Annotated in this window: 12 protein-coding genes; 7 read left to right on the top strand and 5 right to left on the bottom strand. The window is 69.9% G+C overall.

Annotated elements, in window-relative coordinates; genetic code table 11:
* Positions 1-47 precede the first annotated feature (47 nt).
* A complete protein-coding gene (gene glpD, locus LXT13_RS15165) occupies positions 48-1,526 on the top strand; it encodes a glycerol-3-phosphate dehydrogenase (protein ID WP_233372793.1) in 1,479 nt (492 codons plus the stop codon).
* Here the strand turns inward: glpD and LXT13_RS15160 are convergent.
* Positions 1,508-2,254, bottom strand: coding sequence for a transporter (locus LXT13_RS15160; RefSeq protein WP_233372792.1), 747 nt, complete (start codon positions 2,252-2,254; stop codon positions 1,508-1,510). The two genes, glpD and LXT13_RS15160, sit on opposite strands and share 19 nt — an antisense overlap.
* Before the next feature lie 102 nt (positions 2,255-2,356).
* Here LXT13_RS15160 and LXT13_RS15155 point away from each other — a divergent pair, with 102 nt between their 5' ends.
* Positions 2,357-3,337 carry a DMT family transporter gene (locus LXT13_RS15155; RefSeq protein ID WP_233372791.1) on the top strand — a complete coding sequence of 327 codons (981 nt, stop codon included), beginning with the start codon at positions 2,357-2,359 and terminating at the stop codon, positions 3,335-3,337.
* Here LXT13_RS15155 and LXT13_RS15150 read toward each other — a convergent pair.
* From LXT13_RS15150 to sppA, 3 genes are all read right to left on the bottom strand, one after another.
* Positions 3,300-4,064, bottom strand: a complete 765-nt coding sequence (locus LXT13_RS15150) for a metallophosphoesterase (RefSeq protein ID WP_233372790.1) — start codon at positions 4,062-4,064, stop codon at positions 3,300-3,302. The two genes, LXT13_RS15155 and LXT13_RS15150, sit on opposite strands and share 38 nt — an antisense overlap.
* Positions 4,065-4,143: 79 nt before the next feature.
* Positions 4,144-4,905, bottom strand: a complete 762-nt coding sequence (locus LXT13_RS15145) for a YecA/YgfB family protein (RefSeq protein WP_233372789.1) — start codon at positions 4,903-4,905, stop codon at positions 4,144-4,146.
* Between the two features lie 57 nt (positions 4,906-4,962).
* Positions 4,963-6,831 carry a signal peptide peptidase SppA gene (sppA, locus tag LXT13_RS15140; RefSeq protein ID WP_233372788.1) on the bottom strand — a complete coding sequence of 623 codons (1,869 nt, stop codon included), beginning with the start codon at positions 6,829-6,831 and terminating at the stop codon, positions 4,963-4,965.
* An 86-nt stretch (positions 6,832-6,917) separates the two neighbouring features.
* On the opposite strand from sppA, the gene LXT13_RS15135 reads away from it, so the two are divergent.
* Together LXT13_RS15135 and LXT13_RS15130 are read left to right on the top strand one after the other, a co-directional pair.
* Positions 6,918-8,570, top strand: coding sequence for an FMN-binding glutamate synthase family protein (locus tag LXT13_RS15135; protein ID WP_233372787.1), 1,653 nt, complete (start codon positions 6,918-6,920; stop codon positions 8,568-8,570).
* Positions 8,571-8,672: 102 nt separating this feature from the next.
* Positions 8,673-9,320 carry a hypothetical protein gene (locus LXT13_RS15130; protein WP_233372786.1) on the top strand — a complete coding sequence of 216 codons (648 nt, stop codon included), beginning with the start codon at positions 8,673-8,675 and terminating at the stop codon, positions 9,318-9,320.
* Positions 9,321-9,336: 16 nt separating this feature from the next.
* Here the strand turns inward: LXT13_RS15130 and LXT13_RS15125 are convergent, their stop codons facing one another.
* On the bottom strand, positions 9,337-9,960 hold the full coding sequence (locus tag LXT13_RS15125) for a glutathione S-transferase family protein (RefSeq protein WP_233372785.1): 624 nt from the start codon (positions 9,958-9,960) through the stop codon (positions 9,337-9,339).
* 200 nt (positions 9,961-10,160) lie between these two features.
* Between LXT13_RS15125 and LXT13_RS15120 the strand changes: the two genes are divergently transcribed.
* Genes LXT13_RS15120 through purB form a run of 3 tightly spaced genes read left to right on the top strand, consistent with a single transcriptional unit; the run spans position 10,161 to position 13,802 of the window.
* Complete coding sequence (locus LXT13_RS15120) at positions 10,161-11,348, top strand: YjgN family protein (protein WP_233372784.1); 1,188 nt, start codon at positions 10,161-10,163, stop codon at positions 11,346-11,348.
* On the top strand, positions 11,348-12,373 hold the full coding sequence (locus tag LXT13_RS15115; RefSeq protein ID WP_233372783.1) for a M48 family metallopeptidase: 1,026 nt from the start codon (positions 11,348-11,350) through the stop codon (positions 12,371-12,373). Before LXT13_RS15120 ends, LXT13_RS15115 begins: the two co-directional genes overlap by 1 nt.
* Before the next feature lie 40 nt (positions 12,374-12,413).
* On the top strand, positions 12,414-13,802 hold the full coding sequence (purB, locus tag LXT13_RS15110) for an adenylosuccinate lyase (protein ID WP_233372782.1): 1,389 nt from the start codon (positions 12,414-12,416) through the stop codon (positions 13,800-13,802).
* The last annotated feature ends 73 nt before the right edge of the window (positions 13,803-13,875 follow it).

Here is a 13,875-nt window from a genome sequence, read left to right as displayed (position 1 = left end):
CGGCCCGCGTTCCGCGGTGTCGGGCTGGGCGGGGCTAGAGTAGCTTGATGGATGATTTTGACGTGGTGGTCGTGGGCGGCGGCATCAACGGCGCGGGCCTGGCGCGGGACCTTGCCGGCCGCGGCTGGCGGGTGCTGCTGGCCGAGGCGGACGACCTCGCCGCGCACACGTCCTCGTCCTCCACCAAGCTCGTGCACGGCGGGCTGCGCTACCTGGAGACCTATGAGTTCTCGCTGGTGGCCAAGGCGCTGCGCGAGCGCGAGGTGCTGCTGAGGAGCGCGCCGCACCTGATTCAGCCGCTGAGTTTCGTGCTGCCGCATGCGCCGCATCTGCGGCCGGCCTGGATGATCCGCCTCGGGCTGTTCCTGTACGACCACCTCGCGAAGCGCGAGCTGCTGCCCGGCTCGCGCGGCCTCACGCTCACCGGCAGTGTCTACGGCGCGCCGCTGAAGCCCGAGTTCAAACACGGCTTCGTCTACACCGACGGCTGGGCGGACGACGCCCGGCTCGTCGTCGCCAACGCACGCGATGCTCACGCGCGCGGCGCCGAGGTGCTGACGCGCTGCGCCGTGATCGAGGCCCGGCGCGGCGTGGACCACTGGCAGCTGGGCCTGCAGAACGGCCGGCGGCTGCGCGCCCGCGCGCTGGTCAACGCGGCCGGCCCCTGGGCCGAGGTGTTCCTGCGCGGGCAAGGTCTGCCGGCGCGCGGCCTGCGGCTGGTCAAGGGCAGCCACATCGTCGTGGACCAGCGCTTCACGCACGACCACGCCTACCTGTTCCAGAACCCCGATGGCCGCATCGTCTTCGCGATTCCCTACGAGGGCCGCTTTACGTTGATCGGCACGACCGACGTGGAGCTGCCTGAACACGAAGCGCCGCCGACGCGCGCCAAGATCACGGCCGAGGAAGTCGAATACCTGTGCGAACAGGCCAGCCGTTATCTCGTGCGGCCCGTCACACCGGCCGATGTGCGCTGGACCTATGCCGGCGTGCGCCCGCTGCTGGACGAGGGCGGCTCTGCCTCGTCCGTCACGCGCGACTACCTGCTGGAGGCCGATGCGGCCGGCGGCGCGCCGCTGCTCAACGTCTGGGGCGGAAAGCTGACGACCTACCGCAAGCTCGCCGAGGACGGCGCCTCGCAGCTCGGCGGCCTGCTGGGCGACGCGCGCAAGCCATGGACGGCGACCGCGCGGCTGCCCGGCGGCGACCTCGGTCGGCACGGCGTGGACATCGCCGGCTTCACCGCCGCGCTGCAGGCCCGCCATGCCGGGCAGCCGCCGGCCACCGTCGCCCGCTTGGCGCGCGCCTACGGCAGCTACGCCGAGGCACTGCTGGCGTCACCGGGCCGCGAGATCGCGCCAGGCCTCGGCGACGCCGAGTTGCGCCACCTGGCCGACAACGAATGGGCGCGCAGCGCCGAGGACGTGCTGTGGCGGCGCAGCAAGCTGGGCCTGCACTACACGGCCGCGCAGCGGGCCGCGGTGGCGGCCTGGTATGGCGAGGTCGCTCAGGTCGAGAACCGGTAGGTCAACCCCAGCAGCCATTGCCGCGACGCGGGGCGGGCGTTGGCGCTGCGCTGGTAGCCCAGGTCCGCGTCCAGGTGCGGCGTCAGCGTGTAGATGAACCCGGTCAGCAGCGTCGCCGGCCAGGCGCGGCGCGCGGGGTCGGGGTCGCTGCTGGTGCCCACGTCCAGCGTCCAGGCCAGGCCGTCGGCGGCTGCCCACACGACGGCAGCCGACGCATGCGCCACATGGCGGCGCAGGCCGGACGCCGCGGGGTTGCGGTCCAGGCCCAGGTTGGCATGCAGCGTCCACGGGCCGTCGCTCACGGTGGCCACCAGCAGGCCGTGCGGTTGCAACGTGCCGCGCGGCAGGCCCAGCCGGGCGTCGCCAGATGACACGCTGGCGCCGGCGCGCAGCCCCAGCGACCATCCCGGCACCGCGAAGAAGCGCCACTTGGCGTCCAGCGCCGTGTCGCCGAAGCCGCGCACGCCAGGCTGCCGCTGCCACGACGGCTGCACGATCAGGTCCAGCGCCGGCGTCAGTCCGTAGGACAGCTGCGGCTGGAAGGCAAACACCGTGGTGCCGGCGGAGCGCGTCCACGACAGCCCCTTCTCGATCTCCACGTTGCCCTGGCCCTGCGTGCCGGTGTCTTCGGTCTGCAGCGGGTGAGCCGCCCAGGCCGGGCTGCCGCACAGCAGCAGCCACGCACCCCAGCGGGCGGGGGCGGCACGAAGACGGTGGCGCGTGAACATCGGCGTCGGGGTATGGGTCGTTTCCGGGTCAACTCCGGACTGTCGCCGGCCGGGCGCGCCGCCGCAACCGGCACCGGTGAACGCTGCGGGATGATGGCGGTCATGTTTCTCGGTTTGCTGTTCGCCCTGACCGCCGGGCTGATGTGGGGGCTGGTATTCGTCGCGCCGGTCATGCTGCCCGGCTATGCGCCGGCGCTGTTGACCGTGGGCCGCTACCTGGCCTTCGGGCTCATCGCAGTGCCACTGGGGCTGGCACTGGACCGGCGCGCGCTGCGCGAGCTGCGACCGGCGGACTGGGTGGAGGCGGCCAAGCTGAGCCTGGTGGGCAACTTCCTGTACTACCTGTGCCTGTCCGCCGCCATCCAGCGCGCCGGCGCGCCTCTGCCAACGATGATCATCGGCACGCTGCCGGTCGTCATCGCCGTCTGCGCCAACCACCGAAACCGTGTGCGCGACGGCCAGCTGCCGTGGCTGCGGCTCGCGCCGTCGCTGGCCTTGATCGCCGCCGGCCTGGCCTTCGTCAACCGCGACGAGCTGCAGGTGTTGCAGGCACAGGCGGGCGACCTGCGCCGCTACGCCGAAGGCGCCATGCTGGCCATCGCCGCCGTCGCGTGCTGGACGTGGTACCCGATCCGCAACGCTGACTGGCTGCGCGCCCATACCGACAGGTCACCACGCGCCTGGGCGACGGCGCAGGGGCTGGTCACGCTGCCGATGGCGCTGCTGGGCGCGGTGTTGCTCGCCATCGTCCAGGTCGCGCTGCCTGGCGCGCTGGTGCCCGCGGGCTACGCCTTCCCGCTGGGCGAGCGGCCGCTGGCCTACGTGGGCCTGATGGCGGCCATCGGGCTGTGCTCGTCATGGCTGGGCACGCTGTGCTGGAACGAGGCGAGCCAGCGGCTGCCCACATCGCTCACGGGTCAGCTCATCGTCTTCGAGACGCTGGCCGCGCTGGCCTATGCCTTCATGTGGCACCAGCGCCTGCCGCCGCCAGCCACGGTGGCCGGCATCGCGCTGCTGGTGGCGGGCGTCAGCTGGGCGCTGCGCATCAGGCCGGAAAGACCTCCAGCACACGCTGGCCATTGAAGCCGTCGGCCTCGCCCCGGCGCGAATGGCCGCGGGCGTTGCTGACGACGCGCGTGTCGCCCAGCCGGTAGTCGTGCCGGCAATGCACATGGCCGTGGATCCACAGCTGCGCGAAGGGCAGCAGTGCCTCGTCGTCGTTGCAGAAGCTGGCGGTGCCGGGCTGGCGGCCGTAGCGCGGGTCGGCGCTCTTCAGGCTGGGCGCGAAGTGCGTGACGACGACCGTCGCGTCCCACTCGCCCTGGCGCGACAGCTCGCCGGCCAGCCAGGCGCGGCTGTCCAGCGCGAGCGCACGCACCGCATCCACGCCGAAATCCTCGCCATCGCGCGTGGACTGCATGACCTTCTGGAAGTAGCCGCCGGCGCGCATCGCCCGCTCGCGGCCCGCGGGGCCGAAGGCGTCGAAGTCGCACCAGCGCGTGCAGCCGACGAAGCGCACGCGCCGGCCCTGCGCGTCGGGCATCACGACAGCCTCGTCGTCCAGCATGCGCAAGCCCAGCCCCTGGACATGCCGGCGCAGGGCCTCGCGCGCGTCATCCACGTCGCGGCGGTCGAACTCGTGGTTGCCGGGCACGAACAGCACCGGCACCGGCCAGCCGCGGAACAGCTCAAGGCTGAGCCAGGTGGCGTCGATGTCGCCCGCGAGGATCAGCAGCTCGGCATCGGGTGCCGGAACCGGCTGGTAGGACTCGGTCTCCAGGTGGAGGTCGGACAGCAGTTGGATCTTCATCGACGACATGCGGCCCGCGCATGGCGCCGGGCCTCCTCAAGCGGCTGCCGTGGAATCAGCGAGGCCGGTACGGGACGGCTCAATTGCTGCCGTGGCAAACCTTGTACTTGCGGCCGGAGCCGCAGGGGCAGGGGTCATTGCGGCCCACCTTGGGCGTGTCGCGCCGGATGGTCTCGACGCGGTAGCGCTCGGTCTCCGTCAAGTCGGCGAGGTCGGCGACCGTGACGACCATTTCCTCGATCGCGTCGTCCAGGTCCTTCAGCGGATGCTCGCGGTCCAGCGTCGCGACGACTTCCTTCTCCTCGTCGGTCTCGGCCGGCAGATGGCGGTACAGCCGGGCGAGCGCCGCTGCCACGTCGTCGTTGGGCATCTCGGCCAGCTCGGGGAAGCACAGCGCCGCATGCTGGAAGCCGGCGACCCACGGCATCAACGCGCGCGAGATCGGGCCCAGCGCGTCGTAGCTCGCGCGGGCCGAGCGTTCGTCGTCACTCGCGCCTTCGGGCAGCGGATCGGGTTGCAGGTCTTCGTCGACGTCGAGGATGACCGGGTCGAACCAGCCGTCCTCGGCCAGACCGCGGTTCAGCGCGGCATGGCGGCGCTGCACCAGCGCCGTCAGCCGGTCCAGCCAGCCGGCGTCCACCGTGTCGGGCAGCAGGCCGCCGTCGTAGTCGAAGATGTTGGGCAGCCACTCGTCCACCTCGATGAGGCGGGGCTGCACGATGACGCCGCACAAATAGCCGTCCAGCATGGAGGCGTCCAGCGGCTGGAGCGGCTCGGGCGTGGCGGCCAGGAGTTCGTCGAGTTCGGCGAACTCGGCGTCGGTCAGGTCTTGGATGCTCATCCAGGCATTGTCTGCTCGATGCGCGTCAGGCGGCCAGCGCCGGCCGCCTGGCGTCGCTCAAGGCGCCCCGCACAGGCAGTGCACGACCGCCGCGCGCTCCCAGTGCCCCTGCACCGACGCCTGGGCAAGTGCCTTCAGCGTCGACAGCTCCTCGATGACCGGCGCCGGCAATGCGGCCAGGCCCAACGACTGAAGCAGCGATGGCGCCATCACATCGCCCAGCGAGGCGAGCAGCCGCTCGCGGGTGCTCAGTTCGCGCTCCAGGTAGGCGACGCGCGGCTTCTCGCCGGCCTTGACGTCCAGCTTGGCCAGCTGCGCCGCCGCCTGCACGGCGTCGTCAAGGCTGCCGAGGCGGTCGACGAGGCCGCGCTCCTTCGCCTGCGCGCCGGTCCAGATGCGGCCCTGCGCCACGGTGTCGATCTTCTCCGGCGTGCTCTTGCGCGCCTGCGCGGCCAGCTGCGTGAAGCGAGCGTAGATGTTGTCGACGCTGGACTGCACGATGGCCTGGTAGCGCGGGTCCAGCGGCCGGCGCGGGTCGCCGGCGCCAGCCAGCCAGGTCGTCGTCACGCCGCCGGTGTGCAGCGACAGCTTGTCCATCAGCCCCTCGGCCGTCGGCAGGATGCCGAAGACGCCAATGCTGCCGGTGATGGTGCCGGGGTCGGCAATGACGGCATCGCTGCTGGTGGAGATCCAGTAGCCGCCGGAGGCCGCCACGTCGCCCATCGACACGACGACCGGCTTGCCAGCCTGGCGCGTCAGCTCCAGCTCGCGGCGCACGATCTCGGACGCGAACGCGCTGCCGCCGGGTGAGTTCACGCGCAGCACGATGGCCTTGATGGCGGCATCCTCCCGGGCGCGGCGGACGAGCTGGGCGGTGGAATCGCCACCGACACGGCCGGGGCCGGCCTCGCCGTCGACGATCTCGCCCTCGGCCACGACGATGCCGATGCCCGGCTGCACGGCGCTGGGTGCGCCGGCGTCCTTCACATGCGCAAGGTAGTCGCCCAGCGACACCTGGCGGAAGCTGCGGGCCTGGTCGTCACGTGCGCCGTGGCTGATGAGCAGTTCGCGCATCTCGTCGCGCGTCTTGACGCCGTCGACGAGCTTGAGCTGCACGGCCAGCTGCGCCGGGTCACCCTTGACGGTGGCCATGCGCTGCGGCAGCTCGGCGATGGCCTGCGCGATGCTGCCGGCAGGCAGCTTGCGGGCGCCTTCCACAGCGGTGGTGTAGCCGTTCCACAGCTCGCCGTAAACGAGCCCCTCAGCTTCAAGCGTCGCGGCGCTGGGGCCGTTGGCGGTGTAGGGCTCGGCAAAGCTCTTGTAGGTGCCGACCTTGATGACGTGCGCCGTGACGCCAAGGCGGTCCATCGCGTCCTTGTAGTAGGTTCGCCAGCGGCCATAGCCCTCCAGCATCACCATGCCCATCGGGTGCACGTATACCTCGCTGGCCTGGGCGGCGAGGAAGTAGGCGCGCTGGCTGTAGTTGTCGGCGTAGGCGTAGACCGGCTTGCCGCTCTTCCTGAAACGCTGCAGCGCCGCGGCCACCTCGTGCAGGCCCGCCAGGCCCGCGCCCCCGAAGTCGTCCAGGTCCAGCGTGACGGCGCCGATGGCGTTGTCGCTCGCCGCCTGGTCCAGCACGGCGAGCACGTCGCGCAGCCGCGTCTGGTGCAGCCGCGGCATGCCCTGCGCCTCGGCGATGAGCTGCTCGCGCGGGCTGCCGGAGAACTGCTCGACGAGGTTGCCGTCGAGCTTCACGACGAGGATGGTCTTGTCCTGCAGCGGCTTCGGCCCGCGCGCGAGCAGGCCGGCGGCCAGGATGACGAGCAGCAGCAGAACCAGCAGGTTCATCAGCGCGCGACGCGTGCCGTCCAGCAGCCACCAGGCCCGGGAGAACAGCCAACCGATCTTGGAGAACAAGGACTTCATCGACAGCCACCTGGAGGTTGAGTCCGGGCGATTGTCAGGGCCGCCGGGCTAGCATCCGTCGGTCACCCGTCTTGAAGGACTTTTCAATGCTTGCCTGGCCTGGCTGGACCCGTCGTCTCAACGAGCATTTCCCGCTGCGCTACGCGAGCTGGATGCTGTGCGGCGCGCTGGCACTGTTCTTCGCCGTGCGCTGGCGCCTCGGCCTGACGGACGGCGTTCTGACGCTGCTCTTCCTGGGGCTGACTGTGCTGGGCCTGCACGACATCCGCCAGCAGCGCCACGCCATCCTGCGCAACTACCCGGTCATCGGCCACCTGCGCTTCCTGCTGGAGTTCATCCGGCCCGAGATCCGCCAGTACTTCGTCGAGGGCGACAACGACGCAGCACCGTTCTCGCGCGCCCAGCGCTCCATCGTCTACCAGCGCGCCAAGGGCGAGCCCGACCAGCGACCCTTCGGCACGCAGCTGGACGTGGAGCAGCGCGGCTACGAATGGATCAACCACTCGCTGGTGCCGACTCATCTCACGAGCCACGACTTTCGCATCACCATTGGCGCCGGCCGCGAGCAGCCCTACTCGGCCAGCGTGTTCAACATTTCGGCGATGAGCTTCGGCGCGCTTAGCGCCAACGCCATCCTGTCGCTGAACAAGGGCGCCAAGGCGGGCGGCTTCGCGCACGACACCGGCGAGGGCTCGATCAGCGTGCACCATCGCGTGCACGGCGGCGACCTGATCTGGGAGATCGGCTCGGGCTATTTCGGCTGCCGCAACGACGACGGCAGCTTCAGCACCGAGAAGTTCGCCGCCGGCGCGCGCGACCCGCAGGTCAAGATGATCGAGCTCAAGCTCAGCCAGGGCGCCAAGCCGGGCCACGGCGGCGTGCTGCCGGGCCCGAAGGTCACCGCCGAGATCGCCGCGGCGCGCGGCGTGCCGGAGGGCGTGGACTGCATCTCGCCGGCGCGGCACAGCGCCTTCTCCACGCCCGTCGAGATGATGCGGTTCATCGAGCAGTTGCGCACGCTGTCGGGCGGCAAGCCGACGGGCTTCAAGCTCTGCATCGGCCACCCATGGGAGTGGTTCGCGCTGGCCAAGGCCATGCTGGAGACCGGCATCACGCCGGACTTCATCGTCGTCGACGGTGCCGAAGGCGGCACGGGCGCGGCGCCGCTGGAGTTCACGAACAACGTCGGCGCGCCGCTTCAGGAAGGGCTGCTGCTGGTGCACAACACGCTGGTGGGCCTGAACCTGCGCGACAAGATCAAGATCGGCTGCGCCGGCAAGGTGACGACGGCCTTCGACATCGTCCGGCTGATGGCGCTGGGCGCGGATTGGTGCAACTCCGCGCGCGGCTTCATGTTCGCGCTGGGCTGCATTCAGGCCCAGGCCTGCCACACCGGCCACTGCCCCACCGGCGTGACGACGCAGGACCCGCAACGCCAGCGCGCACTGTTCGTGCCCGACAAGGCCCAGCGCGTGGCCAACTTCCACAAGAACACGCTCAAGGCGCTGAAGGAGCTGGTGGAGGCCGCCGGTCTGTGCCACCCGCAGGAGATCACGGCCCAGCACATCGTGCATCGGCTGGACAAGCACGAGGTGCGGCTGCTGGCCAACCTGCTGCCGTTCGTCGAGCCCGGCGCGGTACTGCGCGGCGAGCTGCCGCATGCGACCTTCCGCATCTACTGGCCTCTGGCCAGCGCCCACAGCTTCGCGCCGCAAGGCCCCATCCAGCGATCACCCTGACCCCGGGGGGTCAACCGCCAAGACATGGGGGATGGCGGCTACAACCTAGGGGGTTTTGAGGTCAAAACAAGCACAATGCGCGGCGCTGTACCCCGAGCCGCCATGCCGACCGTCTACCTTCTCCGTCTGAGCGAGACCACGCTTCAGCGCACGCGCTCGCTGCTGTTGAAGTCCGAGGGCGTGACGCTGGCCGGCAGCAACGCGGTGCTGGCCGATGCGCTGCCGGAGCTGGTCACGCTGGCGCCCGACATCGTCGCCAGTGACCTGCGGCTGGTGGACAGCCATGCGATGCGCGTCGCCCACGAGCTGGGCCGGCTGCCCGTGCGGCCCCAGCTTCTGCTGCTGACGCCCACGGCCGACGATCTGCAGCTCTTCGCCGCGCTTGCCGCCGGCGCCAACGCCTATCACGTGGACGATGGCAGCGGCGCGGGCCTCGTCGAGTCGCTGCAGCGCCTGCACGCGCGCCGCGCGATGCTCAACCCCCAGCTCGCCCGCCAGGCGCTGGCCGCCTTCGGCATCGAGCGCAGCCCGCTGATCATCGCCCGCCAGGCCGTCTCGGCGCTGGACACGACGGCCGCCGGCCGCCAGATTGAGCAGGCCAGCCGCCATCTGCTGACGCTACTGGCCCAGGGCCTGCTGCTGCCGGAAATCTGCGCGCTGTGGGGGCTGGACGTGGCCGAGATCGAGCGCCGCATCTGGCGCCTCGTGCGCTTGCTGCACGTGCGCTCGCGCGAGCTGCTGATCGCCTGACTGCCCGCGCTGCGCGTCAGACCGGCGCGGTGTCGATGAAGCTTTGGCGCTGGGACAGCTTGTCCATATGACGCGCGAGGTTCGGGTGCGTCTCGCGCCAGGCGATCTCGGGGAAGCGGTATTCCAGCCAGCCCAGCGCGCAGCCGACGGAAATGTCCGCCAGCGAGAAATGGTTGCCCGAGCACCAGGCCTTCTCGCCCAGGCCCTGGCTCATCGCAGCCAGCGCGGCGTTGACCTTCACGAGCTGGCGATCGATCCAGGCCTCGCTGCGCTGCTCGGCCAGGCGGTGCGCCCACGTGCGCTCCAGGCGCACGAGCACGCCGGCATCCATGGCGCCATCGGCCAACGCCTCCCAGGTGCGAACCTCGCAACGCTCGCGGCCCCGCTCGGGGATGAGCTTTCCCACGGGCGACAGCGTGTCGACGTACTCGACGATGACGCGCGAATCAAACACCGCGCCGGTGATCGAGTCCTGGCCTTCCATGACCAGGCAGGGCACCTTGCCGAGCGGGTTCATCTTCAGGATGGCGTCGCTGCCCCAGACGTCCTCCAGCACCAGCTGGTAGTCGAGCTTCTTCTCGGCCATCACGATGCGCACCTTGCGCACGTAAGGGCTGGCGAGCGAACCGATCAACTTCATCGCGGTCATAGAGCAAACACGGGGATCACAGGTCGAAAAGATTCTAGCCAGCGCCCCCTAGCGCCTTGGCCGGTGAAAAAGGCCTGTCGGGCCAGGCCGACAGGCCCTGGGAAGCAGGGGTTGCCAGCGCTGTCGGCGGCCTCCAGAGTGTTGCCCGGCCCACCGCGCCAGACGGTGGCGCACGCATCCAGGGAGAAGCCATGCTCGACGACAACACCGCCCCGATGGCGGTGGAAAGCCCTTTGCCCGCGCCAGCCGCTGCGCCGCGTGTCCTAGAAATCCGCTTCACGGGCTCCGGCAGCGAGTACTTTCGCATCTGGGCCGTCAACCTGCTGCTGACTTTGGTGACGCTCGGGCTATACCTGCCCTTCGCCAAGGCGCGGCGCATCCGCTACTTCTATGCCAACACGCTGGTGGACGGCCAGGCGCTGAGCTTCCACGGCGACCCGTGGAAAATGTTTCGCGGCTTCCTGCTGCTGGTCGTGCTGATGGCCGCCTACACGGGGGCCGGCAAGGTGTCCCCGGCGGCGGCGTTTGTCGCTTTCCTGATCCTGTGTGTCGTGTGGCCGGCGCTGTGGCGGGCCTCGCTGCAGTTCCGGCTGGGCAACACCAGCTGGCGCGGGTTGCGAATGCGCTTCGAGGCGCCGCTGAAGGGGGCCTATCTCGCCTGCGCGCCCAGCTACTTGCCCGCCGCCGTGCTGATCGCCACCGCCACACAGATGACCCCGGGAGATGCGCAGGAAGCCGCGCCGCAGTTCTCGCCGGCGATGGGCCTGTATATCGCGGCCGCATTCGCACTGATGTTGCTGATGCCCTGCTCGCTGGCCTTGTTCAAGCGCTACCAGCACAACGGCTATCGCATCGCCGACCAGCACAGCCGCATCAAGCTGTCGATCGCCAAGGTCTACCTTCTCGGCCTGAAGGCGTTCGGCGTGTCGCTGCTGCCGGCCATCGGCGCCGGCGTGCTGGTGTCTTTGTTCAGCGCTCTAGCGGTGACGATGGGAGGCGGCCCGAGATCCAGCATTACCGTCGGTGTCGGCATGCTGCTGGGCTACGTGCTGTACTTCGCCATCGTCATGCCCTACACCGCAGCGCGCATGCAGAACCTAGTGTGGAACGGCACGCGCAGCGAATCGCTGCGCTTCCACAGCACGCTGAGCTTTTCGTCGCTGTGCTGGCTGACGCTCAAGAACTGGGGCCTGACGGCGCTGACGCTGGGTCTGTACCGCCCCTTCGCGGCGGTCTCGGCGGCGCGGATGCGACTGGAAGCCGTGTCGATCGAGAGCGACGGCGACCCGTCCGACTGGGTGGCCACCGCCCATGCGGGCCATGCCGATGCGACGGGCGACATCGCCGGCGACTTCTTCGGCATCGACATGGGCCTCTGATGAGCGAGCCGCGCCTCGCCGCCGACTGGTTCGACGGCCGCAGCGCCCGACCGCGGCCCGTCGAGGCCTGGGTACGAGGCGGCGAGTTGCACTTCGGCGAGCACAGCGCCCCGCTGGCCGCCGTGACTTGGCCCGAACGCCAACGCCACGGCCAGCGGCAGATCCTGCTGCCGGGCGGCGGCCTGCTGAGCTTTGCCGATGCTGCGGCGTTCGATGCCTGGGCCGTTTCGTCGGGGCGTGGCGACAGCCTGGTCGTGCGCTGGCAGCAGAGCTGGCGGCTGGCCACGCTGTCGCTGGTGCTGCTGATAGCCAGCCTCGCGGCGGCCTACCGCTGGGGCCTGCCGTGGGCGGTGGACATCACCGTCGATGCCTTGCCGCGCTCGACCGAGCACGCCATCAGCCGGCAACTGCTGAGCAGCCTGGACGGCCAATGGCTCCACCGCACGCAATTGAGCGCCTCGCAACAGCAGGCCTGGCGCAGCCGCTGGGACGCGGCGCTCGCTCGCGCCCGCGCTCACGGCGGGCAGGCTGTGCCGGAGGACGCGCAGATCCACTTCCGCGACGGCGGCAAACCGCTCGGGCCCAATGCGTTCGCGTTGCCCGGCGGCGACATCGTCATCACCGACGAGCTGCTGGCGCTGCTCAAGGACGAGCCTGACGCCGTCATGACGGTGCTGGCCCACGAGCTGGGCCATGTGCAGCACCGGCACGGCCTGCGCATGCTGCTGCGCGCGGGCGCGGTAAGCGTCGTGACCTCGGTCATCGTTGGCGACTTCTCATCGCTGCTCGCCGCCGCGCCGGCGCTGCTGGCCACCAACGCCTATTCGCGCGACAACGAGCGGCAGGCCGACCTCTACGGCCGCGCGCTGGCGCGCGCCGGCGGCGTGGACACGTCGCGCATGGCCGTGTTCTTCCAGCGCCTGGCCGAGCGGCACAAGGCGAAGGTGGAGGACGGTCCGGTGGCCATCGCGTTCTCGACCCACCCCGCGGACGAGGAGCGGGTGCGGTTCTTCAGCGAACGCTGAAACCTAGAATCGCGGGTTTTCCACGACCCGCCGGCCCGCCATGACGACCTCCGACTACTCCGCCATCAGCGCCCTCTCTCCGCTGGACGGCCGCTATGCCGCCAAGGTGGCCGCGCTGCGCCCGCTGCTGTCCGAGTACGGGCTGATGCACCGCCGCGTGCAAGTCGAGGTGGAGTGGTTCATCGCGCTGTCGGACGCCGGCTTCAAGGAGTTCAAGCCGCTGTCGTCGGCCGCGCGCAGCCGGCTGCGCCGCCTCGTCAAGAAGTTCAGCGAGGCCGATGCCGAAGCCATCAAGGCCATCGAGCGCACGACCAACCATGACGTGAAAGCCGTCGAGTACTGGATCAAGCGCAGCTTCGAGGGCGACACGCCGGTGCACCGCGAGCTGCTCGCCGCCAGTGAGTTCGTGCACTTCGCCTGCACCAGCGAGGACATCAACAACACCAGCCATGCGCTGATGCTGAAGGCCGCACGCGACGAAGTCATGCTGCCCGCACTGGACGGCATCATCGAGAAGCTGCGCGGCATGGCCCACCAGTTCGCCGGCACGCCGATGCTCTCCCGCACGCACGGCCAGACGGCCAGCCCGACGACGGTGGGCAAGGAAATCGCCAACGTCGTCGCGCGCCTGCAGACGGCCCGCGCGCGCATCGCCGCCGTCAAGCCGCTGGCCAAGATGAACGGCGCCGTCGGCAACTTCAACGCCCACCTGTCGGCCTGGCCCCGCCATGACTGGGAAGCCTTCTCGAAGGCCGTCATCGAGAAGCAGCTGAAGCTGACGTTCAACCCTTACACGATCCAGATCGAGCCGCACGACTACATGGCCGAGCTGTTCGATGCGTTCACGCGCGCCAACACCATCCTGATCGACTGGTCGCGGGACGTCTGGGGCTACATCAGCCTGGGTTACTTCAAGCAGAAGACCAAGGCGGGCGAGATCGGCAGCTCGACGATGCCGCACAAGGTCAACCCCATCGACTTCGAGAACGCGGAAGGCAACTTCGGCCTGGCCAGTGCGGTGCTGACGCACCTCTCGCAGAAGCTGCCGGTGAGCCGCTGGCAGCGCGACCTGACCGACTCCACCGTGCTACGCAACATGGGCGTGGGCCTGGGCTACGCACTGCTGGGTTATGACTCATTGGCCAAGGGGCTGGGCAAGCTGGAGGTCAACGAGGCCGCACTGGCCGACGACCTCGACGCCGCTTGGGAAGTGCTGGCCGAGCCAATTCAGACCGTCATGCGCCGCTTCGGCCTGCCCAACCCCTACGAGCAGCTCAAGGAGCTGACGCGCGGCAAGGCCATCACGCAGGAATCCATCCGCGCCTTCATCGAAGGGCTGGACCTGCCCAAGGCCGAGAAGGCCCGCCTGCTGAAGCTGACGCCCGGCAGCTACACGGGCCTGGCGCAGGAGCTGGCCAAGCGAATCTGAGGGCATTGTGAGGGCATTGCGGGACGGATCGATCAAGCGTAGCGAGTAGCTCTGCCCCCAACTGATCAAGGGC

Source organism: Pelomonas cellulosilytica (assembly GCF_021353265.1).
GTDB classification, from domain to species: Bacteria; Pseudomonadota; Gammaproteobacteria; order Burkholderiales; family Burkholderiaceae_C; genus Pelomonas; species Pelomonas cellulosilytica.
Note: the sequence above shows the minus strand (reverse complement) of the source record. Positions and strands in the feature narration are given on the sequence as shown.

Coding starts and splice junctions, on each gene's coding strand:
- LXT13_RS15155 (WP_233372791.1), top strand. CDS start 2,357: ATGTTTCTCGGTTTGCTGTTCGCCCTGACCGCCGGGCTGATGTGGGGG.
- LXT13_RS15145 (WP_233372789.1), bottom strand. CDS start 4,905: ATGAGCATCCAAGACCTGACCGACGCCGAGTTCGCCGAACTCGACGAA.
- LXT13_RS15150 (WP_233372790.1), bottom strand. CDS start 4,064: ATGAAGATCCAACTGCTGTCCGACCTCCACCTGGAGACCGAGTCCTAC.
- sppA (WP_233372788.1), bottom strand. CDS start 6,831: ATGAAGTCCTTGTTCTCCAAGATCGGTTGGCTGTTCTCCCGGGCCTGG.
- LXT13_RS15160 (WP_233372792.1), bottom strand. CDS start 2,254: ATGTTCACGCGCCACCGTCTTCGTGCCGCCCCCGCCCGCTGGGGTGCG.
- purB (WP_233372782.1), top strand. CDS start 12,414: ATGACGACCTCCGACTACTCCGCCATCAGCGCCCTCTCTCCGCTGGAC.
- LXT13_RS15130 (WP_233372786.1), top strand. CDS start 8,673: ATGCCGACCGTCTACCTTCTCCGTCTGAGCGAGACCACGCTTCAGCGC.
- LXT13_RS15115 (WP_233372783.1), top strand. CDS start 11,348: ATGAGCGAGCCGCGCCTCGCCGCCGACTGGTTCGACGGCCGCAGCGCC.
- LXT13_RS15120 (WP_233372784.1), top strand. CDS start 10,161: ATGCTCGACGACAACACCGCCCCGATGGCGGTGGAAAGCCCTTTGCCC.
- glpD (WP_233372793.1), top strand. CDS start 48: ATGGATGATTTTGACGTGGTGGTCGTGGGCGGCGGCATCAACGGCGCG.
- LXT13_RS15125 (WP_233372785.1), bottom strand. CDS start 9,960: ATGAAGTTGATCGGTTCGCTCGCCAGCCCTTACGTGCGCAAGGTGCGC.
- LXT13_RS15135 (WP_233372787.1), top strand. CDS start 6,918: ATGCTTGCCTGGCCTGGCTGGACCCGTCGTCTCAACGAGCATTTCCCG.